Origin of the sequence: Pacificoceanicola algae, from assembly GCF_049341065.1 — a bacterium.
In the GTDB taxonomy this organism is placed as follows: Bacteria; Pseudomonadota; Alphaproteobacteria; order Rhodobacterales; family Rhodobacteraceae; genus Pacificoceanicola.
Genome location: NZ_JBMPIX010000021.1, coordinates 36,209 through 60,737, shown reverse-complemented (window position 1 = coordinate 60,737; position 24,529 = coordinate 36,209). Strand labels below are relative to the sequence as shown.

Below are 24,529 nucleotides of genomic sequence, written 5' to 3'. Positions count from 1 at the left end.
ATGTCGCTGAGCTATCTCGAAACCTCGCTCGACCGGATCGACGCCGCCGCCCACGACGATGTCATCGAGATCTGCATCAACCCCGACGGGACCTGCTGGGGCGAATTCCAGGGCGATCACTTCATGCGCGCGCTGGACCAGAGGCTGACGGGCGTTCAGGTCAGGGACCTCGGCAACCAGATCGCCTCTTCGGCCAATACAACGATGAGCAAGGACCGCCCCATCGTCTCGGTCTCGATCACCTACAAGGGGCGCCCGATCCGCGCACAGGTCATCACCCCGCCCGCCGTGCTCTCGGCCATGTCGATCAGCCTGCGGTTCTTCTCAAGCCTGCCGCTCGAGGGTATCGCGCTCGACTTTCTCTATGGCAAAGAACGCAAGCTCGAAGACCTGCGCGTGGAAAAGAAGCGCGCCTTGCGCGCCGTGGTGGCCGCGGGTTTGATCGATGATGCGCTCGCCTTCTGCGTCGAGAACAAACTCAACATGATCGTCTCGGGCGGCACCTCCACCGGCAAGACCGTGGCCGCGCGCAAGATCCTCTCTCACGTACCGGCCGAGGAACGCATCGTCACCATCGAAGAAGCCGCCGAGCTTCTGCCGACCCAGCCCAATGCCGTGACCCTCATCGCCAATCGCGACGCAGACTTCCAGACCACCGATGTGCTTCTCACCGCCACGCTGCGCATGCGCCCCGACCGGATCATCCTGGGCGAGGTGCGTGGCAAGGAGGCCATGACCTTTCTCGAAGCTATCAACACCGGCCATGGCGGGTCCATGACCACGCTGCATGCCGAAACCCCGCAACTGGCCGTCCAGCGGCTCGCGATCGCCGCGCTCAAGACCGAGATTCCGATGACCTATGCCGACATGATCCAGTACATCGAGAACTCCATCGACGTGATCATCCAGGCCGGCCGGCATGACGGCAAACGCGGCATCACCGAATTCTACCTCCCCGGCATGAAACAGATTGGAGAAGCTGCATGAAGACCTTTGAATATGAAATCCTCTCCTTCCCGATGGACCGTAAGAACAGTCTGATCGAGATGCAGGCGGCATTGAATGCGAAGGGCCAGATCGGCTGGGAGGTGGTCTCAATCAGTTCGTCGGAGTTTGCCAATATCGGGCACACGGCTTTTCTGAAGCGTGAAACCTCCGACGGTGCCGATTTTGGAGACAACCGGTGAAGCGTGGTGCAGCGCATTTCTTGTTACTGTCAGTCGGTTTGGGCTTGATGGCATCGCCCCTAATGGCGGAGCGCAATCTCATCCCCAGTCTTGAGAGCATTCCAGATGTCTGCCCCGAACGCCCGAGCGAACCTGACTGGATGCAGAACATCGCCCTTCGAGACGCCTACCAGCGTGTCTTGGTCCAGGACATCTACCGGGCACAGAACATGGAGCGGATCGTTGAGACCGGATCCTGCGACTGCGGTCTTCGCTTCCCAGCATGGGATAACGCCGAAGTCACCTTCCAAGAAAACCACGCCAATGCGAACCGTTCAGAAATGCTGCAAGCGTCAGACAGTTACAACCGCCGCGCAAGTGATCTTCGACCAGAAGCTCAAGCGATCTGCGAAGCAGTGGGAAAGTGGTAGGGGAACTCTGAAATGAGCGTTGTCACCTACTTCGTTGAAACCTCACAGGGCTATCTCGACACCGCCGCTGAAACGCAGTTCGGGTCGGTCGCGGCAACGGTCGGCACGCTCCTGGTTTTGGGAACAACGCTCGTGGTGATCCTCGTCTTCCTGAACATGATCTACCAGTACAAGGCGATGGACGGGCGCACGGCCTTTTGGCTCGCGGTCAAGATCGGGCTCATCGGGATATTTGCGACAAACTGGGTGCAGTTCAACGCGCTCTCCTCCGCAATCCTTACCGGGATCGACAGCATTGCAGGGGCGCTTGTTGCTTCGGTTGGTGGTGGCACCCCGGGTCCCTCTGGCACCTTCGCGGAGGAATTCGACCGATTGATCGCGGAACTAGGGGACTATCTCAACGCCGCTGGGTCCGAGCTGAACTGGATGGCAGGGGCCATGCTCGACATTGTCGGGGTGCTGTTGCTTTCGATCCTGGGCGGGCTGGCCGCCTTTATCCTCGTGGCCTCCCGCCTCATGATCGCTCTTCTGATCGGGATTGCCCCGGTCATGATCTTCCTGACCCTCTTCGAAGTAACCAAGGACTATTTCGCGCGCTGGTCTCCTTCGCGCTCTACCCAATCGTCGTCGCAGGGGTGTTCGCAACGATCACAGGTGTATCATCCGCCCTCATTGGCGAGCTTGGCGACCCGGAAGGGGCATCCAACATCGGCGCGCTCATCCCCTTCTTCATGATGGTCCTCATGGCCAAGGGCTTCATCATCGCTACACCCTTCATCGTCCGCGCGATCTCCGGCAACATTATGATGCCCGCCCTCTCCGGTGGGCTCGGCGGCGGCTACAGCTTCGCCCGCGCCGCCATGGGCAGCCAGCAAGCCTATAACCGCTACCTGATCGGCGGTGCCAGTGGCGCAGAATACGCGGCCCTCAGAGCGCGGCAGTTCTTCGGTGTGCAGCAGATGCCAGTGCGGCAAGGCATGGGACAGACGGGTCAAGCAAGCGGCACTGGGTCACCCGGGGCAGGATCCCAGATGCTGGCGCAACTGGCTAGGCTTGGAAGGTTGGGGCGACGATGACGACCCAGAAGGACGAGCAACGCAACGGCTTTTCAGTAGCGATCAAAAAGTGAACTCCCCCAAAAAAGTCACGCGAAGGGGTTGATTTCAGAAATGCGTATAGTTTATATACCCATCATCAAACGATTCTGGTGGACGATCTCGCTCCACCTGCTCAACGAGGACGTGATATGCGCTGGGGTGTCGAAAAACGATTGGAGTTCATTGAATTCCGCCTCTTTTGGGAGGGCGGCATCAATCGTGCCGATATCGTAGACCAGTTCGGCGTATCCGTGCCCCAAGCCTCCAAGGACCTGACACTCTACGAGGAGAAGGCGCCGGGGAACCTGATCTATGACAAGAGCGCCAAGCGCTACAAAGCGGCGGACGAATTCAAGCCGGTTTTCATGAAGCCCAATGCGTCAATATACCTCGCTCATCTGCGCGAGACTAACGGGGGGGCGTCAGGCGTTACCGAAGCATGGCTTGCATCGGTGCCCGAGCATGATGCCCTGCCTATTCCACATCGGCGCGTGGCGGCCGACGTCCTACGCGAAGTTCTCAAGGCCGTGCGAGAAGGCCATTCCATCGAGGTCTTCTACCAGTCTATGAGCGCCAAGAAGCCCACCCCTGAGTGGAGGCGGATTTCTCCCCACGCCCTCGGCAATGACGGACTGCGGTGGCATGTTCGTGCCTTCTGTCACATCGACCACAAGTTCAAAGACTTCATCCTCTCGCGATGCATGAAGACCCGAAAGCACGGGTTGTCTGGCGCGTCTGCGAATGACGACAAGCTTTGGCATGATCGCTTCGCGGTGGCGCTTGCACCGAACCCAGCCCTGAGCGAGAGCCAGCGCTCGATCATCGCTCAAGACTATGAGATGACGAACGAGCGCTCCGAAGTCATGGTTCGGAAGGCGCTGCTCTACTATTTCCTGAAGCGTCTCCGTCTAGATGTCGCAGACAAGCTGGACAATCCCCACGAAGTCCCGGTCGTGGTTGCCAACCGAGCTGCCTTTGACGCCGCGCTCGCGGAGGCGATGGCATGAAGTCGAACAACTTCGAAATACTACGTGACGGCTGGCCTGAACTTGCCGGTCTAGGCGCGTTTGCAGAGTCGTATGCTCACGCTGACCCAGCAAGCGCACTCGTCAAGCTCCGCCTTTTCGCGGAGAACCTAACAAAAGATATCTATCGCGAGCTCCGCCTGCCAAAGCCGGACTTGCCGACGTTTGTTGATCTCTTGAAGAACGACGCCTTTATCGCGATCACGCCGAAGGTTGTACTCGACAAACTTCACGCGTTGCGGATGCACGGCAACAAAGCCGCTCATGGCGAGTCCGTCAGGAGCCAACACGCACTATGGCTGCTCAAGGAGGCACACGATCTGGCCCGCTGGATGTGTGTCAGATACGGGCAAGCGAAAGCAGACCAGCTTCCCGCCTTCCAGCAACCGGCCAATCCGGGCCCAGTCGAGGAAAGGGAACGGCGCCAAATCCTCGAGAAGCTGGCGGCTCAGGAAGCGCAGATGGATGCGTTGCTTTCGGAGCTCGAAGAAGAGCGCTCGAAAGCAACTGCGGCCCAGAAGGAAGCGGCAGAGCTCAAACAGCTTGCAAGCTCGGCACAGGCTGCGGCCGATGAGCTTCAGTTTAGTGAGGCAGAAACCCGGACACGGCTCATCGACAGCATGCTGGCGAGTGTCGGCTGGGATATCGCAGAGGGTGTCAAAAGCACGGCTCAGGTCGGCAAGGAAGTCGAGGTCGACGGCCAACCCACGACCACAGGCACTGGTTACGCCGACTACGTGCTTTGGGATGACAATGGGAACCCGCTTGCCGTTATCGAGGCGAAAAAGACCTCTGTCGATGCGGAACTCGGTCGTCACCAGGCGAAGCTTTACGCAGATAGCCTCCACAATAGGTTTGGTCACCGCCCGGTCATCTTCTACACGAATGGCTTCGACATCTGGATTTGGGACGATGCCCAGGACTTCCCACCACGGAAGCTCTACGGCTTCTACTCGAAAGACAGCCTTCAGCATCTGGCCAACTATCAACGCCATCAAAAGAAGCCCCTCGACACAGTCGAGATCAGCGAACAGATCGTTGATCGCCTGTATCAGCTCGAAGCGATCAAGCGGGTTTCGGAGCGGTTCTCCCAGAAGCACCGTCGGGCATTGGTGGTGCAAGCTACGGGTACAGGCAAAACACGCGTTGCGATCGCTCTAACTGACCTTCTGATAAGGGCCGGTTGGGTCAAGCGGGTCTTGTTCCTCTGTGACAGGAAGGAACTTCGAAAGCAGGCTAAGAACGCCTTCAACGATTTCCTTTCCGAGCCCACCCGGATCATCACTTCGCGCGTCAAGACGAATGCCAATGAGCGCGTCTTCCTCGCGACCTATCCCGCGATGCAAAAGGTCTTTCAGTCGTTCGACCCCGGCTTCTTCGACCTCATCATCGCTGATGAGTCCCATCGGAGCATCTACAACGTCTACGGAGACATCTTTCACTATTTCGATTGTCATCAAGTCGGGCTGACCGCGACCCCGGTCGACTTCGTCACTCGCAACACCTTCCGTCTCTTTGGATGCGAGGGACAGCTTCCGACGTCGAATTATGATCTCGAACAGGCGGTACAGGCAGGCTACCTGACCCCCTTCGAGGTCTATGAGCACACGACCCAGTTTCTCCGCGACGGCATCACCCTCGACGGCCTTTCTCCTCAGCAGATTCAGGAACTGGAAGACCAGGGAGAGGACCCGGCACAGTATGACTTCTCTTCGGAGCAGATCGACAAGGTCATCTACAATAAGGATACAAACCGCACGATCCTGAGAAACCTTATGGAAAACGGGATCAAGGATGCAACGGGGCAGATTCTTGGAAAGACCATCGTATTCGCGCGCAACCACCAACATGCGATGCTGATGCGCCAGATCTTCGACGAAATGTATCCGCAGTACGCCGGCAAATTTTGCCAGGTGATCGACAACTATGACACCCGAGCCGAGCAACTGATCGACGACTTCAAGGGTGAAGGCACCAACAACGATCTGACCATCGCGATCTCGGTCGACATGCTCGACACCGGGATCGACATACCCGAAATCGTGAACCTTGTTTTCGCAAGGCCAGTCAAATCGCCCGTAAAGTTCTGGCAAATGATCGGCCGCGGTACGCGTCTCTGTCCAGACCTCTTCGGACCAGGCCAAAACAAGAGCGTGTTTCGCATCTTCGACCATTGGGGCAACTTTGCCCGCTTCGAGATGGGCTATCGACCCGCCGAACCCACGCAGAGCAAGCCGCTTGCCCAGCTGGTCTTCGAGGAGCGGCTGAACGTTGCCGATGTCGCCCTTCAGAAGAGCGAGATCGCGGCCTTCGACACCGCCATCGGACTTGTCGAGCAAGACATTAACGCCTTGCCGGAGGAGTCGATCGCGGTTCGAGAGAAATGGAAGGAGAAGCGCGCGCTATCACGCCCCGAGGTCTTGAAGGCATTCGCCCCGGCGACCGTCGCCAGACTACGCCAAGAAATCGCACCGCTGATGCAGTGGCGGAACATCCGTGGCTTCGGCGACGCTCTTTCGCTCGATCTTCTCATTGCTCGCATGCAGATCGCGGTGCTGCGTGGCTCAGGTGAGATTGCCGACCTGAAAATCGAGCTCCTTGACCGACTGTCATCCCTCCAGATGCACCTGAACCCGGTCCGCGAGAAGGCGGAAGTCATCAAGCGCGTGAAATTGGATGCGTTCTGGCAGGATGTAACTGTCGCTGACCTTGAGGACGCGCGTCTCCAGCTTCGCGGGATTATGCATCACCGGGCGAAGGGTGGCTCGCAGGGCGTTCCTCCAAAAGTGGTCGATATCACCGAGGATGCCAGTCAGATGCATCTGGCACGTCGGTCTGCGACCCTGAAATCCGTCGACATGAAGGCCTATCAGCAGATCGTTGAGGCGGAGCTCAAGAAGCACTTCGAGACCAATCCTGTCTTGAAGAAGGTCCGTGCCGGTGAAGCCGTGTCCGACCGAGAAATCGACTCGCTCGTGTCCCTCATACTCACCCAGCATCCGGATGTGCGCCGAGAGCACCTTGAGGAGTTCTTTAGCGAGACCGCCGGGCCGCTTTACCTCGCCATCCGCATGATCGTTGGGATGGACTCCGAGGCGGTGCGGGAAAAGTTCACAACCTTTGTCCAAAAGCATCCAAAGCTGAGCGCAAAGCAGACACGCTTTCTCGCGCTCCTGCAAAACCACATCGCGCGCTACGGCACGATTGAGGTTGAACGGCTCTATGACGATCCCTTCACCGTGGTCGATGCCGACGGACCGGACGGCGTGTTCGAGGACGAAGCCGACATTGCCGATCTCATCAACATCGTGCGCTCCTTCGGCACCGAGGTCGAAGAGCGCGAAGACGAAAACCCGAACGAAAGGAAACAATAATGATCACGGGTGATCTCAAGCGGCGTGTCGACGCGCTCTGGACGGAATTCTGGCAGGGCGGGATCACTAACCCGCTGACGGTAATCGAGCAGATCACGTTCCTGATGTACGCGCGCCTCCTCGACATCAACGAGGCGCGGGACGAGAACCGCCAGAAGCGGAGCGGTAAGCCGTTCACGCGCCGCTTCAAGGAGGACGAGCAGCACCTGCGCTGGTCGCAGTTCCGTCACCTGGGCTCCGACCAGATGCTGCCACTTGTGCGCGACCAGGTCTTCCCACATTTCCGCAGCACGGTCGCCAGCGGCACGGCATTCGCCGAGTTCATGAAGGACGCACAGTTGATGATCCAGAAGCCGGGGCTTCTGGTGAAGGCAGTCAACATGATCCACGAATTGCCGCTAACCGAGGGTGACACCAAGGGCGACCTCTACGAGTACCTGCTCAGCAAGCTGACAACGGCCGGCATCAACGGCCAGTTCCGAACGCCACGCCATATCATCCGACTGATGGTCGATTTACTCGAACCGAAGCCGACAGATGTCGTGGGCGATCCGTCCTGCGGCACAGGCGGCTTCCTTGTCAGCGTCATGGAATACCTGCTCGAAACCTATACCTCGCCAGAGGCGGTGATTGAGGAGACCGATCCGGACACTGGCAATGTCGAAAAGATCTATATCGGCGACAAGCTCGGCGACGAGGACCGCGCGCATATCCGCAGCAACATGTTCCACGGCTTCGACTTCGACGCGACCATGCTGCGGATCGCGGCGATGAACCTGATGCTGCACGGGGTGGATGATCCAGATATCCACTACCAGGACACGCTCAGCACCGGCTTCACGGACAAGTATCCGAGCCAGGCGACCGAGGGCTTCGACGTGATCCTTGCAAATCCCCCCTTCAAGGGCAGCCTCGATTTCGAGGACGTGCATTCGGGGCTGCTGCGCCAGGTCAAGACGAAGAAGACCGAGCTGCTCTTTCTCGCGCTGATCCTGCGCATGCTGAACACCGGCGGCCGGTCGGCGACGATCGTGCCTGATGGGGTCCTGTTCGGCTCGTCCGGTGCACACCGTCAGCTACGTCAGCTTCTGGTCGACCAGAACCAGCTGGAGGCAGTGATCTCGCTGCCCAGCGGAGTCTTCAAACCATATGCAGGCGTTTCAACTGGAATTCTAGTATTCACAAAGGGCGGGGCGACTAGAGACGTCTTTTTTTATGATGTCCAAGCTGATGGCCTATCGCTTGATGACAAGCGGGAGCCAGTCGCCGACAATGATATCCCAGACTGCCTAGATCGCTGGCGCTCTCGCGATCCGCAGAAGGACAGGGACCGTAGCTCAAACGCCTTCTTTGTTTCTGCACAAGAGATTAGAGACTCCGGATACGATCTCTCCGTGAGCCGCCACAAGGAACGTACTCTTGAGGACGTGGCATATGACGAACCGGACGTCATTCTAAGCAAAATGAAAGATTTGAACACCAAAATTTCAATCGATATTGCCGAGCTTGAGGACATGCTCGGATGAACATTCAGTTGAACGCGAACCGAAGTGGATGGAAGGTTGCTGACCTAGGTGAAGTTGCTGAAGTGGTAGGTGGTAAGCCTGCACCTCAGTCGAAAGATGCTTTCAGCACTGATGGCATCCCTTTCGTTAGAATGCGGGATTTGGGCCGCTACCACCTTACCTCAAATCTTACTCAAGTTGACGACCGGATTGATCGAGCGTTTGCGGGAACAAAGCGGCTGAAGCCAATACCGAAAGGCTCTATCTTGCTTCCGAGAAGCGGATCGGTTGCGTTGAATCATCGTGCCATTCTGGGCGTTGATGCCATTATAGTTAGCCATATTTGCGCATTGGTTCCTGATCTCGATGCAATAGACAACAGGTTCCTCTACTATTATCTGCGTACGGTCACACTCGAAAAAATCACAAAGAAAACAACGGGCCTCGATGCGATCAACTTTGAGGACTTGCGGAAACTTCCTATTCCGGTCCCGCCTCTTGATGTTCAGAGAAGTATTGCTTGCATTTTGGATAAAGCGAACTCCATTCGGGAAAGGCGTCAAAGCGCGATCAGTTATGTTGATGAATTTCTCAAATCCGAATTTGTGTCCCGTTTCGGTTCACCTCAAAGTAACAGCAAAGGACTGCCCAAACGTCCGATAAAGGATATTGCTAGCGTCGTAACTGGAAATACACCACCTCGAAAGGTTTCAGAAAACTACGGTGATCAAATTGAGTGGATCAAGTCAGACAATATCAACACGCCCAGCCATTTTCTAACACAGGCCATTGAGCGGCTAAGCGAAAGAGGCAGAGAAATTGGCCGGGTAGCGCCGAAGGGTTCCACTCTTGTGACTTGTATCGCGGGGAGCCCAAGGGTTATCGGAAACGCAGCATTAGCGAACCGCGATGTAGCGTTTAATCAGCAGATTAACGCTATGATCCCACACGAACACACTGACCCATTTTTTCTGTACTGTCAGGTCTTAGTGGGAAAATCGCTAATCCAAGCCGCTTCAACGAACTCAATGAAGGGGATGGTGAGCAAGGGAAAATTCCAAGAAATCGAGTTCCTTGCGCCAGACCAAGACGAGCAAGCTGATTTTGGAAGGTTTTTCTTGAGAGCGATCAAAATGTCTCAAAACCTGCAGGCAGATTTGGAATCCTCAGAGGAACTGTTCCAGTCGCTCTCTCAACGCGCTTTCCGCGGCGAGCTTTGAGGTGCTGCAATGCGTGTGACTCGGATCGAGATCGAAAATTTCAAGGGCGTTGGTTTACGGCAGAGGATCGACCTGAAGCCGATCACATTGCTCTTCGGCCCGAACAGCGCGGGCAAAAGCACGATCCTGCAGGCGCTGCACTACCTGCGCGAAGTAATCGAGCGCAACAACCCAGATCCGGACCAGACGATCGCCGGGGGCCTCACCGACCTCGGCGGTTTCGCGAACCTGGTCCATGGACATGAAACCGGCCGGTCCATCCACATCAAGGTGCATCTCGATATCGGTGACGATCAGGGCAGTGATCGCCTGCCGCTCAATTCCGGTGGCAACCTGCCAGACCCGCAGTTCACAAGCCTGCCGGTGCAATACATCGCCGGAGAGAACACCGAGATGAAAACCTACGCCGTCCTGCAGGAGGTGGGTATTGGCATCGAGGTGGCCTGGAGCGACCTGATTCAAGGCCCTTATGTCGCCAAGCTGACGGTCGACCTGAATGGTGACGAATTTGCCGCGCTCCGCTCCCCCCCACAGGAGGGCCAAGCCGAGCTGATCGACATCAACTGGCAGCACCCGATGCTGGAAAAGCTTGTCGATCCGGACGACGAACCGGAAGACTGGGATGAGGGTTTGCCGACGGCTCTCGGATATGATCCAGAGGCCGAGAACGGCGACCCTTTCAATACGCCGCTCGGGAACGAGCTCTACGAACTTTCGCGCCAGATCGTGGCGGATGCTCAGGTCAACGACCGCGTGCGGTTTCGGGTCAAGGTCGATACCGAATTCGGTGCGTTGCCCGATCTGGACCGTCCGCTTGCGCTCGACCTGGTTGAACTCGACAAGAACCTGATCCGGATGCGCTATGCGCGCGGCGCCTCCGTTCCGCGCCTGTCGGACAGCGACGAACTGCGCGCCGCCGACGAATTGGACCTGGAGACGAATCGCCGTGCCGGGTTGAGCGCGCTTCTGGACGAGATGGTTCTCGGCCCTGTCCGGATCCTGCGCGACTATCTAAAGTCGCTGACCTACATCGGGCCGCTCCGCGACATACCCAGCCGTGGCTACCGTCCACGCCTTTCGCCTGACGAGTCCCGTTGGGCGCAGGGCCTTGCTGCCTGGGACGTCCTTCACAACCAGACCACGGAGCAACTGCTTGAGAGCGTGAATGACTGGCTCTCCTCCGATCTGAAGCTGAGGACCGGCTACCAGCTGCAACAGACCGTCTTCAAGCAAGTCCCCAGCACCAGCCGGTTCCACCAACTATTCCAGCGGGGCATCGATGAAGACGACCTTGGCGACCTGCAGGAGCTCTACGCTTCGTTGAAGACCGTCAAGGAGTTCCGGTTGCTCGATCTGAACAAAGGGGTGCTGGTTGCCCCAAGCGACGTTGGCGTGGGCATTTCTCAGATGGTGCCTGTCGTTGTCGCGTGTTTGATGGATCCTGACGGCTTGATCGCGATCGAGCAACCCGAGCTGCATATTCACCCGGCCATCCAAGTCGGACTTGGTGATCTCTTCATCGAAGCGACGCAAGGCCCACAGCCGGCAGTTGGTCCCGAGCGCAGCCTTTTGATCGAGACGCACAGCGAGCACATAATGTTGCGGTTGCTGCGTCGCGTGAGGGAGCAGACGGAGAATGAGATACCGCCAGGCGTTCTCGGTCTCACAGCCGACGATTTGTCCGTTGTCTATGTGGAGAATTCGGTTGATGGGGTCCGCTTCCGTCCTCTCCGAGTGAGTGCCGATGGTGATTTCGCAGACCGATGGCCAAATGGCTTCTTCGCGGAACGGGCCGAGGAACTGTTCTGATGCTTTCGGAATACGCGGTAGAGCCTGCAGCCATCGGTGCGGACTGGCGAACCTTTAAGGACCTGATCGACCGCTTCGGTGCCGACAAGGGGCGGCTGATTTCGCGCTTCCCGACCAAGTGGGAAAAGAAAGTCATCGAAGCCGCAAAAGAAGCTGGCGTGTCAGATATTCGAATGACTGATATCGTCGAACGACTGCGCAACTCCAAGCACAAGGTCGTTGATTTCAGCCGCGCCTATAACCACGAGGCCGACTGGATCAACAACGCCCTACGCGAACACGGCACCCGTCCGTTCAAAGCGATAATATGTGACGCCGGAAAGGCTGCTTGCGCCGAAGGGTTGGAGCCGGACGACTGCTCTGACGCGCACGCGCTTTTTGGAGTAGCCACCAGTTGTAACGTGACCAGGACCGCAGATCAGATTGCCGATGCCCTGCATACGATTACTGCGGTCTCCAAAGAGATCGACATCGTCGATCCGTATTTCGATCTCCGTCCGACGAAGGGCAATTATCTTCCTACGCTAGTCTCACTGCTTACTAGGCTCGCTCAGGATCCAGGGCAGCAAAAAGCAATCAGAATTCACTTCCGTGATCACGATACGCGCCCATCGGCCGAGGTTCTCGCACGAGACGGATCCGCGCAGGTGAGAGGCCTGCTGCCACCCGGATATCACATAGAACTCTACGCATGGTCGGAGAAACAAGGCGGGGAAGACTTTCATGACCGTTACGTTCTGACCGACCTTGGCGGGGTCATGATCGGGGCGGGCCTGTCTGCGGACGGCCCCGGGGAATCCGCTGCTTTTACATTGCTCAACTTCGAGCACGCTCAAGGGCTTCGGAGTAGATTTGCTGTTGGATCAACGGCTTACTCCCGCATCGGATCGGCTGTCCGTATCGGTGAAGATGGCAGAACTGAACTGTTTTGATCGCGAGAGTTTGATTTATGTTCTACAGATGGGATTCGCACGTCCGGTTCCGTGGGATGAACTCAACTCTCTCGCAGCATCGCTTCCATGTCTTCTAAGCTATCGACTGCAGAGCGCATCTGCGCCTCATCATCCAGGCTCACTGCCTCGGCATCCACGACCTGGCCCCCAAAATCCATCTCAATCTGGCGCTGTTCCTCGGCGATGACGGCTTGAACGACAGGCGCGGTCTTCTTTGGAACGACATCAGTTTGCCCTGACGATTGGAACTCAGCAGCCTGGCGTGCGGCCTCAACATCGGCCTCGGGCCCACTTGGCCCGTCCGGCGGCGGAGTCATCGGCATGGCACGGACACTCAGCGGCAGAGTGCCCTGCGCCCCGCCTCTCCCCGGCTTCGGAAACGGCAACTCGCCTGATTGCGCCGCGTGGATCGCCTTGAACAGCCGATCGTCAAAATATTGGATCCGCTTTGCCCGGACCGGCATTTGCGCGTCGATGACCATGACGATCTCGTCGAGCGGCAGGCGGCGCGCTTCATCTTCAGGCAACAACGAGCTTTCTTCGGTCCGGGTCGACTGGCTGCGCCCTTCAAAGGGGTTCTTGCCGATGGACTGGGAGCGGGTGATGACGGTCTTCGTGGTCTTGCCGACCGCCTTGCTCAGCTCCTCGACGGTCTTTTCATCCGAGGGCGTGAGGTAGAGCTTCACGCCCGCGTTGCCCTGAAGCGCACGGCGGGTGTTCTCGCCGTAGATTTCATCGAGGGCGGGGATCGTTTGCGTGACGACGGCCAGATGGCCACGATAAGTCCGCAGGGTCTCGATGCTCTCGACCACGATGGGCATCTTGCCCAAGCGATTGAACTCGTCGAGCATGATCATCACCGGCCACGGCTCATCCGGCCCGGGGTCCTTCTCCTGCATGGCCGAGAGGAGATCGGAGAAGAAGAGCCGGATCAGGGGTGCGAGCGGCTTCACCATCAGCGGCTGGACGACGAGATAGACCGAAAAAGGCTTCTTGCGGATCGTTCGGAAATCAAAATCCGAGACGCTTGTCGCCTCATCGATGGCCGGGTTCTGCCATTGGTCGAGCCCCGAGGTCATCAGGAGCGAAACATAAGAGGTCAGCGTATCGTTGTTGGTCGAGGCCAGCCGCGTGAAGATCAGCTTGGCGGCCCTGTTGTCCACCTCATGGCCCCGCGCGAAATACTCCTTCTGCTTGTTCCCGCCCGAGGCGGCGATGCGGTAGATCTCGCCCAAGGTGGGGCGCTTGCGCTGGAAGGCCAGCAGTCCTGCCGCCACGAAGAGATCGATCCCGCCTTTGAGGAGGCCCTGCACCCGGTCATTGTCGCTCTGCAGGAACAGCGTCGCCAAGAGCTGTAGTTCCATCTGCTGGCGCGCGGGATCTTTGAGCTCGGCGATGCGCAGCAGCGGGTTGTAGCGATGCGTGCGCTTGCCCTCCCAATCGGTGGGGGCAAAGCGATAAACCTTGTCACCTTGTGCTGCGCGATGCCGGGCCGTCCCCTCGAAACACTCGCCCTTCACATCGAGCGTCACGGCGGAGCCTTGCCAGGTCAGCAGGTTCGGAATGACAAAGCCCGTGGTCTTGCCGCGGCCCGTGGGCGCCACAATCAGCGCATGGGGGAAGACCTTGGAGCAAATGTAATTGGCGCGGGAGCCAGGCGGCCCAAGTTTGCCGAGGATGAACCCGGTCCCGGGCGCCCCGAAGAAGCCATTGGCCTTCATCTCCCGCGCACTTTGCCAATGGGTCTGGCCAAAGCGTGTGAGGGCCGAGCCTGAAAGGGCGAGGCTCAGCATCAGGCCGGCGGCGGCGAAGCTGCCGATGATCAGGTGAATAAGTTGCGCGTCCTCCGGGCGGCGATCGAGGATCGCAATGTAGTTCTGCGCGATATAAGAAAAGTCGATCTCGGCGCCGAAGCCGAGATCCTGGTAGGTCAGCACCGCCGAGGCAATGGTATAGCCCATGGCCCCGGTCACCAGTGTTACCAGCAAGACCCCCGTTGCGATCCGCGCTTTTCCCATGGAGGCGCTCAATGGACCTGACCCCGCTCGGTCTCTCCATCCACGTCTGTCGCGCGGTGTTTTTCATATTCGGTGTCGGCAAGATCATCGACCACCTGGCGCAAGGCCTCCGTGTTGGCCGTCGCGGCATCCGATTGCAGATAGACCTTGGCGACATAGAGCCGGTCGAGGCGCTCCTCGAGAACCTTCTCCAGCGCATCCGCATCGCCGGATGTGAGCCGGTCGAGTTGGCGAACGTCCAGCACCCGCGCGATCTCGTCGCGGAAGGCGTCCCGCTCCGCCTCGGTCTCGAAGGGCGCGGACAACTCCCCCGCCCGCTCATGGTCCAAGACACGCGCAATCTCGTCTGCGAGGCGGTCGGTAGGGTCAGACTGCGGCGCAGTTTCACCGCGGGTTGCGAGGATGTCGTCGCGCGTGCCAGACCCGAGCCCGTCGCGCATCTCGGTTTCGCGACGGACCTGATTGATGGCCTCAGTGTCCCGGATCTCCACAACGGCGGCATAGGTCGCGCCGAGCCCACGGGCGAGGTGGGACGGCATGTCCGGATAGCGCGCGCGCAAGTCATCCGCGACCGCATCTGCAACGGGCGTGCGGAGGTCGCGTGCCTCCATGATCCGGTCAACCTCGCGAGTGATCTCGCTGGCGCGGGCCGCATCGGTAATGCTCTCCCTGTAGGGCGCGGACCGGTCGATCACATCGCCTGGGCGTGCGAGCAGCTCCGGACGTACCTCGAGATACGCGCGCTGCTCCGCCTCGATCCGGCGTTCCGCACGTGAGACAACCTCCCAGTCCCGGTCCTCGATCTGCTGCGCTGTCAGGCCGTTTGCGCGCATCTCCTGACGGATTGTCCCTTCCATCTCCCGCACCGCGCCCTCATGATAATGGAACCGCTCGCTGACCGGTTCCGCTTCCACGACACCATCCCGGCGCAGCACGTTCTCGCGCTCCAACAGCGTGCCAAGTTCGACGTGCACATCGTTGAGAATGTCGCGCGCCTGCTCCAGATCGGCGCGGCGTTCGAGGTTCAGATCGCGCGCCTCAGCCACTTTGGAGAGATCATTGGCGATCCATTGATGCTCGAGCGCTGCATTTGAGGCGCCCGTCTCGATCCGGGCCACCACTTCCGATGTGCTGATCCCGGTGCCCCGTAGTGCCGCGTCAATGCGCGATCTCAGATCGGGCTCTGCCAGACGCTCGCGCTGGCTGGCGTCGATATTGGCTTCGGAATAGATCCCGCCCTTCGAGGGGGTCTCTGACAGCGAGCCTGAGCGCAGCCCCAAGGGCTGCATGTGCTGGACCTGCGTCTGGATCTCGATGAGGCGCTTTTCCAGCACGGGACGTTCCGCGTCAGACTTCTCGGCGATCATGCCCTGCACCCGCGCCAGCTTCTCCGCATAGAGGCTTCTCAGATCCTCGAAACTCTGATCCTCGGCCATATACACATCTCCTGTTCGGTCCACCTGCCCGCCGCGCGCCAGCACCTCGCCCGCGCGGAAGAGTGCCGCGGCAATATCCTCGCGGGCCTCCCGGGAGGCCTCCGCGGCAAGCGAATGGTAGACAGTCCTGGTGTTGGCGATCTCCGCCAGCGTCCGCGTCAGGTCGATCCCCACACGTTCCCGCTCGCGGGGCGCGCGACCCTCTTCTTTCGCCGCATAAACCTCGCTGGTGCGGGGCGGATACTGCACGACGCCGCGATCCACCCGGCGCGTGGCTTCCAGCCGCACGCCGTACTTCTCCGCCTCCTCGACCATGGCGAGGCGGAAGTCGTCATAGTTGAAGCGATGGTTGCGCCCCAGAAAAAAGAACTCGCCTTCCTGCGAGCGGCGGTTCAGCACCAGATGCGCATGCGGGTGATCGCGGTCCTCATGCACCGCGATGATGTAGTCGAAATGCCCCGCATCGGTCTGGAAGAACCGCTCGGCCACATCCGTCGCAATGTCGCGCACATCCTCGCCGCGCGTGCCGATGGGGAAGGACATGAGCATATGGGTGGTCTGTCCGAGCTTGGGTTTGAAGCCCGCATCCCACCGCTTGGCAAAGCGCTCGGTCAGGTCCTTGATGTCACCCGCCTCGAGCTTCGCCTTGCCATCCAGAAACCCGCTCGAGTCGACGATATGGGTGGACTTGGTGGTGAGGTAATCGAGCTGGTTTGCGAGCTGTGATTTGGTATGCGTACCCCCGCCCCGGATCGCCTTGAAGACCGCTGGCCGATGCCCAGCTGCCGCGCGCGTAATCTGGGTCTGCTTGGCAACATGCAGCCCCTGCATCGAGCCCCGGATGCGGCTCCAGCCATCCCGGAACACCTCGCCCGTGACGGCATGGACGGCATCATTCAGCCGCATGGGCAAACTCCCTCAGCACGGCTGTGGCCTCAAGCTGCATCGCGTCCCGACGGCGGCGCAGGAGCAGATCGATCTCGTCAGCAGAATCCAGGATGAACCGCGCCAGCCCGCGCATCTGGGCAAGGCGCAATTCGGAGAACTCGGCACGCGTGCCTCCCCCGGCCCCCTGCTCCCGCCGGTTGGCCTGCGTCATCTGCTTGGCAATCTGCGCGACCCCATTCCCGACCTCGTGCAGAGAGGCCCTGTAGCGCGCCATCTCTGCTGCCATCTGCGCGTCCGGAACGAACACCCCGCCTGCCGCCTGAATGAGCCGCCGCAACCCCTCGGCACGGCTCTCGATCCCGGCCTCAGCGAGCACCTCGTCGAGCGCCGCGAGCTCTGCAGCCGTGACTTTCACACTGACCGCTGAGACCGGAATAGCGGTATCGGTCTGGCGCTCGGCATCGGCTTTCAAGACGTAGCGCACGGCGCGCGATGTGACCTCGAAACGCTCGGCCAGCTCAGACGTCGACACACCCTCCGCGGCCTCGCGGACGATCTGCATCTTCTCGATCTCTGTCAGGCGTTTTGTTCGGGACATGCGGAAGAAAGACCCCCTATTTCCTGCCACCTTCCACCAAGGCTGCCCCTACCTTACGATAATATACCAACCTGTCAATTATATACTTACGTCGCATTCAGTCTCAGGCAGCCTTGGTGTCCGCTTCCCCCGCGGCCCGCAGGGACGCGGCTCTGCCGCCCTCACCACCGGGTGCACCACCTGTCCTAGGGGTCCCGTCCACCAGCCCCGCCCGAGGGTCTGGCCGAACGCGCATGTGTTCGGACGGAACCGCGGGCGGGCGCAAACCCCACCGACAGGGCGGACAGGCAGGGTCAAGGAGGGCCAGATTTGGGTCCCCAAATCTCTGCCGCAAAAACCGGGAGGCCCTGGCCGATAGGTTTTTGTGGATGGCCCCCTTGAGGCTGACGGGCCGGTCTGTCGCGGCCTGGTCATTCCGGGCGGAGTGCGTCCGTTGAACGCGCAGGGACCGGCATCCCTGGAACAGGGATCGGGCCGCCCCAAGATCGTCCTGGGGCGGCCCATCCTCGTCAGAGGATTTAGTCCTGGGGATCTTTCGCGCTCGGTGGGAACATCACCAGCTCCGAGACCGCGACCGGGAAGTCGAGCTTGAGGCTGAAGAACTCCGAGCCGTCCCCGTTGCGGGTGTTGCGGAACATCGCACCCACTCGCTGAAAACGGGTGCGCTCCTGGCCATCGGTATCGGTGAACTTGACGGGGACGGTGGCGACGTAGTGGTTGGTCATTTGGATTACTCCTTGTTGCGATGGGGATCACCCGGCACGGGGGCAAGAGGCCCGGTCGCAAGCGCAAATGCGGAGGGTCCGCGACTCCGCCGTGGAAGCCGTATTTGTGCTTGCCGGAGCGAAGCGCAGGGCACGATTGGGCCGACCCCGTGCGATCCACATCTATGAGCAAAAAGGAGTGATCCGGATGATCCTTGCCATCACGCCGACGCCACCATCCGCGACCGCGTCCCGCCAAGCCTGGCCGGGGAGCTAACGGAGCCCGCCCGCGTGGGTGCGATGTTCCGCGACACCATCCGAGGGTCGAGCAGGGCTTCAGCCTCAAGTGCGGCGTCTCGACCCCTTGCGTCTTGCGCTGCTGACGATGTGCTAGGTGCGCACCATCCCGCTGCCCGAACCGATGCGGATGGGCCGAATTCTGACGGGCTGGGTAGAGGGATGACGGTGCTGGACGCCGTGAGCTGCCGATCAAGTGTGACCGATCGCACGCGCCATGAGACATGACGAAAGGGCCGCGCCAAGCGCGACCCTCTCAATTCAAGTCTCCGAAGTCTTCTTCGCCGGATCGGCGACCCGCATGACCGTCAGGCCTTTGGCTTCCGCCTTCTGCCCGAGGTTCAGGGGAACCCCATTGCTGCAATCACACTCCCAACCCGTCGAGGATTAGTTTCGTCTCAGGCATCCGCTTCAGCGAGTTGCCGATGTGCTCCCGCCAGCGCGGGCCAACCTCCAGAGCAGCGGCATAGGCGCGGGACAGATCATCAGGGCGGTCCTCGGCCATCGCTTCGATCAGGAAGGCTGCTTGCTCGCGGTCCTTCGCTGATTTGAGGCTCCCTGCCCCGTCACGCCGCCGATCAGCAACGATCAGTTTGTGGATCGCATAGCGCTCTGGACGCGGGACCTGCACGAGTATGCCGGATCGATAGATCGCCGCCGCATGGATCGGTTCGGCAATCAGGAAGTTGAGATAGTTCAATCCTTGGGCGTTCACGCCCAATGCTGGCAGATCACGGATGGTCTCATCCCCGAACGCCGGTGTGAGAAACTCGACCAACTGGCCACTCCCGCCCTGGGACCATCGCCAGGTCCGACCTTGGTCAAGAGCCGGTAAGGGATCAAATTTGAGCGCCGAGAAGGTCTCGGCCAGACCGGGGTCAACCTGATCCTGCAGCGCCACGCTGAGCTTTTCGAACTGGGCGATGTCGATGTCGCCGGTGTTGGCCATACCACCAATTGGCAGACGGATACCAAGCTCGCCTTCATAGAGGCGAAATGCATTGGTTCCGACGATGGTGCCACCCAAACGGAAAGTCCCGGCTGCGGCCATGGCCGACAGGATGGAACCGGTCGCCCGATCGGTGGGCGTCATGCCTTCGGCGCGCAGGAGCCGAACAAGCCGCGACCGTTCTGCCTGCCGATCCTTGGCGGTCGCCCGCAGCTCCTCGATCCGGTCGATACGTGCATGCGTCTCGTCACTGTCCTCGCCGATATAGATGAAGCGCATTTCGGTGCCGACACGGCGCGCCGCATACCAATAGGCCTTGTCGCCGCGCTCTTTGAGCGTCGGCTTGCCTTCGACACCGGACAAGGCGTCGTCCTTCAAAAGACGTACCAGATCGGTATAGGCGCTCATTGCGATGCTGCTGAGAGGGGTCATGCCAATCATTTCCAAGTTTTGCTTGGCACGCATATACCTATCAAAAAATAAAATTGCTAGGCAAAAGGTTTTTTTGGCACCGTCACGCCGATGAGAAAAGGAAAAAGGGCCGCCCGAAGGCGACCCTCTATGTTCACGTCTCCGCGGTCTTCTTCGCCGGGTCCGCAACCCGCATGACCGTCAGACCTTTCGCTTCCGCCTTCTGCCCGAGGTTCAGCGCGACCCCATTGCCGCCGAAGAGTACAACCCCCGTCGCCGCGAACTTGTCGTCCAGCATTTCGTCATTGCACTTGAACGGTGCCGCCCGTCCATGCGCGGACCAGCGCGGATCGAAGCGCGCCTGTGCTATCCCGCGTGCCCGGGCCCACCGAGCCGCAATCATCTCCGCCCCGTGCTTGCCACCCTTGTGGCAGAGGAAAATCTCCTGATTGCGGTTCTGCTTGATCCGTTCGCGAACCTTGTCGAGCGTGTTGAAGATCACATCAACATCCGTCCAGTCGGTGGCGCCTGAGACGATCAGGGGCACCCCCTCGACTTTCGACTTCTCGGCGGTTTCACGGTCGTGCTGCTCCAGCAGCTGCCGCGCCTCGAAGACCGCCCCGGTCTCTTGCGCCCGGACGCTTGCGCGCGACCCGGCTGCCGGGATGAAGGCGTGGCCCGTTTCGACCTCGTAGCATTCCGCCGCCGCCTCGCTCATTACCTCGATGGCGCTGACAATCTCGCGCAGCTGCACAAAGCGCGCCTGCGCCTCTTCGAGCGCGGTCTCGGCGATCTCCGATCCGTCGTGGGATTTTGCCAGCGCACCGATCTTGTCGGCGGTGCGGTCGACCTCCTTGCCGAGTGCCACCTTGCGGCGCTGCAGGATCGTCGCGAGCCCATGGGCCAGCGGTTCGATCTCTGCTTCAAGCCCGGTCCCGCGCAGCTGCCCGAGCAAAGCCTCGAAGCTCTCGCGGATGATGCGGTCGGTCAGGATGTGATCCTCGGGGATCGGCAGCTGCGCGTCCTTCTCGGTCAGCCCGAAAAGTTCGATCGTCTCGTAGGTGTTTGCGGTGTCGTAAGCCATGTCTGGTCTCCAGTGTTCGGTTCCTAGGCCACCACGTGAGTGTGGGGGGCATGGCCGAATGCCTGGTTTCCGAATCTGCCCGGGTCAGGGACGGCGCAGCCGCCGGCTTGCCGGGCGCAAAAGTTTTCTGCGCGCAGCACCGGACACATGCGCGCCCTCACGCACGGGACCATCCCGCGCCACATGCCCCGCCCCCGCCGAAAAGTTTTGCGATCCTTGACGCGGGCTGATTTGGGGGCCATCCGGAGGATATGCTTCCACGCTCATGTGTGTGTGTTTTGACGGTAGGTTTGCCCGACACGAGCAGGCAAACGGCCCGACCGGACGCGGGAGACGGATGGAGCGGCGGGATCGTTTTGGCCTCGGGCCAAAACAGACCAAAGCGCAATCCGGCGGAGCGGCCGGGGAGGAACGTGCTCGCGAGGCGGGCAAACCGGGACGCCAAGCGCAACGCCGCGGTGAGGCCGCATGGCCGAATGCGCGACGGACCGAAGGGCCGTTCTCCCCTGCGACACGCGAAGCCGAGCTGGGGAGGCCGCAAGGCTTAGCCCAAGGTCAATGTGCAGGTGACTCCGCTGCCGACTATAAGGATTACTTGTCTAAGCATTCGACGTGATGGGCGGGAAGCAGACTTTCGCTGCTATCGAATTTTGAGAAGTACCTATTTGAGATATGAAGAGTTCGTCCCAAACACCGGGACAAGCATCGACAACCTTGGCTTTCTATTTGGAGCCTGTACGTCCTTTGAGTCAGGTTACCCCGACGACGGACACTCACGACACAGGTTTGTCAAATATACAATCGCCTTAAGTTGGCCTTAGCTCACCAGGATGCTCTTACCTCCGTACTCGGCCACCGCGCCCAGCATCTCTTCGATACGGATCAACTGGTTGTACTTCGCCAACCGGTCCGAGCGTGCAAGAGAGCCGGTCTTGATCTGACCACAGTTGGTCGCAACAGCGAGATCAGCTATGATAGAGTCTTCGGTCTCACCCGACCGATGCGACATGACATTGGTCATGCGGGCGCGGTGCGCCATACCGACGGCCTCGAGCGTCTCGGTCAGAGTGCCGATCTGATTCACCTTGACCAGCATCGAGTTTGCGCATCCCCGCTCGATGCCCATCGCAAGACGCGCCGGGTTGGTCACAAACAGGTCATCCCCTACGAGCTGAATCTTGTCACCCAGCCGGTCGGTCAACAACTTCCAGCCGTCCCAATCATCTTCCGAACAGCCATCCTCGATCGAGACGATAGGATAGTCGTCGCAGAGCCGCGCGAGGTAGTCGACATTCTCCTCGGATGTCAGCAACAAGCCTTCGCCATTCATGTTGTATTTGTCGTCGCGGTAGTACTCAGTCGCAGCACAATCCATGGCCAGGTAGAAGTCCTCGCCAGGCTTGTAGCCTGCATTCTCAATCGATTTGAGGATAAAATCCAGCGCATCGCGGGTCGAGCCGATCTCTGGAGCGAAGCCGCCTTCGTCGCCGAGGCCGGTCGACATGCCGGCCATCGAAAGCTCTTTTTTCAGCGTGTGGAACACTTCCGAGCCCATGCGCACGGCTTCGCGTATGTTCGCCGCCGCAACCGGCACAATCATGAATTCCTGGATGTCGATCAGATTGTCGGCATGCTCTCCCCCATTGATGATGTTCATCATGGGCACAGGCAAGACGCGTGCCGAAGTTCCGCCGACATAGCGAAAGAGCGGTTGACCGGTGGACTTGGCCGCTGCTTTGGCAACGGCCAGCGACACTCCGAGTATGGCGTTTGCGCCAAGGCGACCTTTGTTTTCGGTGCCGTCGAGTTCGCACATGGCCATGTCAATGGCCACCTGTTCGGTAGCGTCAAAGCCGACGATGGTCTCGGCGATCTCTGTGTTGACCGCCGCCACTGCCTCTAGAACTCCCTTGCCCATGTAGCGCGCCATATCACAATCGCGGCGCTCAACCGCTTCGTGCAAGCCGGTGGAGGCCCCTGATGGCACGGCAGCACGGCCAAGCGTGCCGTCGTCGAGGGTGACATCGACTTCGACAGTAGGGTTTCCCCGGCTGTCAAGGATTTCGCGTGCGTGGATGTCGATGATGGAGCTCATGGTGTTTCAGCCTTGTTCATTTTGATCAGCGGAAGGTCGCGACACGGATGTTGTTGGTGCTTCCCACTTGCCCGAAAGGGACACCTGACAAGACCACCATCTTGTCCCCGACATTCGGTGCCAGAAGGCGCTGGCATTCCGACCTGGCTGTTTCGACCATGCTGTCATAGTCCTCCGCTGTCGCCTCCAGAACCGAGCGGGCGCCCCAGACCAAAGCCATTCGGCGCGATACGGATTGGTCGCGAGTCATCACGATCAAAGGCAGTTTTGGACGTCGTGCCGCAATGCGCAGGCCTGTCAACCCTGACATGGAATAGGCCATGATGCACTTTGCGTGCAGTGCGCATGCGAGCGTTGCACCAGTATCGGCAATGGCATCGGCATCCGTCTGTGATGGCTCGCGCGAGGCTGTCATCGCCTTGGTGTAAAACGCATGACTTTCGGTTGATCGGATGATCCGGTCCATCACCTCGACGGCCTCAGACGGATAGGCTCCGGTCGCGCTCTCCGCCGACAACATCACGGCATCGGCACCATCATAGATTGCGGTGGCGACGTCTGACGCTTCGGCGCGGGTGGGCGCGGGGGAGGCTGTCATGGATTCCAGCATTTGCGTGGCCACGATCACCGGGCGGCAGGCGCGGCGGCACAGCGCGATGATTTCCTTTTGCCGCGCGGGCACGTCTTCGGGCGGGATTTCCACGCCGAGGTCGCCACGGGCAATCATGATGGCATCGGACCGGTTGATGATCGCGTCGATGCCGTCGAGCGCGGATGGCTTCTCGATCTTCGAGATCAGACCAGCCCGGCCGTCGATGATCCGGGCGATTTCATCGAGATCGGAGGATTTCTGCACGAAAGACAGCGCCACCCAGTCGACGCCGTGGGCAAGGCCGAACTCAAGATCTGCTCGGTCCTTTTCGGTTAGCACCGGCAAGTCGAGCACGCAGTCGGGCAGGTTGACCCCTTTGCGGTCGCTGACCTTGCCGCCTTCGATGACTTCGGCCTCAAGTTTGCCCGCCTGCTTGTCGGTAATTCTAAGTCGCACGCGCCCATCGTCGATGAACACCCGATGGCCCAGCTCAATAGCCGCGAATATCTCAGGGTGAGGCAAAGGCAGACATGTATCGTCTTTGGCCGTTTCAACGGGTAGAAAGCATACCTTCTCATGTCGGTCGAGAATACGAGCGCCACCGGCAATTCGCCCAAGTCTGATCTTCGGTCCCTGCAAATCCTGGAGGATCCCAATCGGCACGCCGACCTCGCTTTCCAAAGCACGGATTGCTGCGATGGTGGTCGCATGAATGTCATGTTCGCCATGGCTGAAATTCAGCCGGAAGGTATCAACCCCCTTGTTGAACAGGCTGCGTAACATGAACGGCGAGGCGCTGGCTGGCCCAACGGTTGCAACGATCTTGGCGCGTCTTTCGCGGATCATGGGATGTCCTTCGGTTAGGCCTGAGCAGGCG

Annotated in this window: 17 protein-coding genes and 2 pseudogenes; 10 read left to right on the top strand and 9 right to left on the bottom strand. The window is 59.7% G+C overall.

Translation table 11 applies throughout. The features are described from left to right. The 10 genes and pseudogenes from ACOYQJ_RS21105 to ACOYQJ_RS21060 all read left to right on the top strand — a co-directional run bounded on the left by ACOYQJ_RS21105 (window position 1) and on the right by ACOYQJ_RS21060 (window position 12,559). Window positions 1-987 carry an ATPase, T2SS/T4P/T4SS family gene (locus ACOYQJ_RS21105; RefSeq protein ID WP_422907969.1) on the top strand — a complete coding sequence of 329 codons (987 nt, stop codon included), beginning with the start codon at window positions 1-3 and terminating at the stop codon, window positions 985-987. Beyond that, entirely contained in the window at window positions 984-1,187 is a 204-nt protein-coding gene (locus tag ACOYQJ_RS21100; RefSeq protein WP_114276217.1) for a hypothetical protein, read from the top strand. The genes ACOYQJ_RS21105 and ACOYQJ_RS21100 overlap by 4 nt, the downstream gene beginning before the upstream one ends. Next, entirely contained in the window at window positions 1,184-1,597 is a 414-nt protein-coding gene (locus ACOYQJ_RS21095) for a hypothetical protein (protein WP_299373967.1), read from the top strand. Before ACOYQJ_RS21100 ends, ACOYQJ_RS21095 begins: the two co-directional genes overlap by 4 nt. 12 nt (window positions 1,598-1,609) lie before the next feature. After that, a pseudogene (locus ACOYQJ_RS21090) lies at window positions 1,610-2,673 on the top strand (TrbL/VirB6 family protein). Between the two features lie 170 nt (window positions 2,674-2,843). Beyond that, a complete protein-coding gene (locus ACOYQJ_RS21085; RefSeq protein ID WP_422907968.1) occupies window positions 2,844-3,701 on the top strand; it encodes a BrxR family helix-turn-helix transcriptional regulator in 858 nt (285 codons plus the stop codon). Continuing rightward, entirely contained in the window at window positions 3,698-7,093 is a 3,396-nt protein-coding gene (locus ACOYQJ_RS21080; RefSeq protein WP_422907967.1) for a DEAD/DEAH box helicase family protein, read from the top strand. The genes ACOYQJ_RS21085 and ACOYQJ_RS21080 overlap by 4 nt, the downstream gene beginning before the upstream one ends. Next, complete coding sequence (locus tag ACOYQJ_RS21075; protein WP_422907966.1) at window positions 7,093-8,619, top strand: type I restriction-modification system subunit M; 1,527 nt, start codon at window positions 7,093-7,095, stop codon at window positions 8,617-8,619. The genes ACOYQJ_RS21080 and ACOYQJ_RS21075 overlap by 1 nt, the downstream gene beginning before the upstream one ends. Further along, window positions 8,616-9,818 carry a restriction endonuclease subunit S gene (locus ACOYQJ_RS21070; protein ID WP_422907965.1) on the top strand — a complete coding sequence of 401 codons (1,203 nt, stop codon included), beginning with the start codon at window positions 8,616-8,618 and terminating at the stop codon, window positions 9,816-9,818. The genes ACOYQJ_RS21075 and ACOYQJ_RS21070 overlap by 4 nt, the downstream gene beginning before the upstream one ends. Before the next feature lie 9 nt (window positions 9,819-9,827). Continuing rightward, window positions 9,828-11,627: an AAA family ATPase gene (locus tag ACOYQJ_RS21065; RefSeq protein ID WP_422907964.1), complete on the top strand. Its 1,800-nt coding sequence runs from the start codon at window positions 9,828-9,830 to the stop codon at window positions 11,625-11,627. Next, the gene (locus tag ACOYQJ_RS21060) at window positions 11,627-12,559 is read left to right on the top strand and encodes a hypothetical protein (RefSeq protein ID WP_422907963.1); all 933 of its coding nucleotides are present in this window, start codon (window positions 11,627-11,629) and stop codon (window positions 12,557-12,559) included. Before ACOYQJ_RS21065 ends, ACOYQJ_RS21060 begins: the two co-directional genes overlap by 1 nt. Window positions 12,560-12,621: 62 nt before the next feature. On the opposite strand, the gene ACOYQJ_RS21055 is transcribed toward ACOYQJ_RS21060, so the two are convergent. The 9 genes and pseudogenes from ACOYQJ_RS21055 to pyk form a co-directional block, all read right to left on the bottom strand. Continuing rightward, the gene (locus ACOYQJ_RS21055) at window positions 12,622-14,598 is read right to left on the bottom strand and encodes a type IV secretory system conjugative DNA transfer family protein (RefSeq protein WP_422907962.1); all 1,977 of its coding nucleotides are present in this window, start codon (window positions 14,596-14,598) and stop codon (window positions 12,622-12,624) included. Window positions 14,599-14,606: 8 nt separating this feature from the next. Beyond that, complete coding sequence (locus tag ACOYQJ_RS21050) at window positions 14,607-16,940, bottom strand: relaxase/mobilization nuclease domain-containing protein (protein WP_422907961.1); 2,334 nt, start codon at window positions 16,938-16,940, stop codon at window positions 14,607-14,609. Next, a complete protein-coding gene (locus ACOYQJ_RS21045; protein ID WP_422907960.1) occupies window positions 16,927-17,520 on the bottom strand; it encodes a transposase in 594 nt (197 codons plus the stop codon). The genes ACOYQJ_RS21050 and ACOYQJ_RS21045 overlap by 14 nt, the downstream gene beginning before the upstream one ends. A gap of 518 nt (window positions 17,521-18,038) precedes the next feature. After that, window positions 18,039-18,245 carry a hypothetical protein gene (locus ACOYQJ_RS21040; protein ID WP_007120662.1) on the bottom strand — a complete coding sequence of 69 codons (207 nt, stop codon included), beginning with the start codon at window positions 18,243-18,245 and terminating at the stop codon, window positions 18,039-18,041. Between the two features lie 537 nt (window positions 18,246-18,782). Beyond that, window positions 18,783-18,881 (bottom strand): annotated as a pseudogene (locus ACOYQJ_RS21035) (DUF2493 domain-containing protein); the annotation flags it as partial. Between the two features lie 4 nt (window positions 18,882-18,885). After that, the gene (locus ACOYQJ_RS21030) at window positions 18,886-19,902 is read right to left on the bottom strand and encodes a nucleotidyltransferase family protein (RefSeq protein WP_422907959.1); all 1,017 of its coding nucleotides are present in this window, start codon (window positions 19,900-19,902) and stop codon (window positions 18,886-18,888) included. 133 nt (window positions 19,903-20,035) lie between these two features. Next, window positions 20,036-20,965 carry a DUF2493 domain-containing protein gene (locus ACOYQJ_RS21025; protein WP_422907958.1) on the bottom strand — a complete coding sequence of 310 codons (930 nt, stop codon included), beginning with the start codon at window positions 20,963-20,965 and terminating at the stop codon, window positions 20,036-20,038. A gap of 817 nt (window positions 20,966-21,782) precedes the next feature. After that, window positions 21,783-23,060, bottom strand: coding sequence for a phosphopyruvate hydratase (eno, locus tag ACOYQJ_RS21020; RefSeq protein ID WP_422907957.1), 1,278 nt, complete (start codon window positions 23,058-23,060; stop codon window positions 21,783-21,785). A 25-nt stretch (window positions 23,061-23,085) separates the two neighbouring features. Continuing rightward, complete coding sequence (gene pyk / locus ACOYQJ_RS21015) at window positions 23,086-24,498, bottom strand: pyruvate kinase (protein WP_271421647.1); 1,413 nt, start codon at window positions 24,496-24,498, stop codon at window positions 23,086-23,088. Window positions 24,499-24,529: the final 31 nt, after the last annotated feature.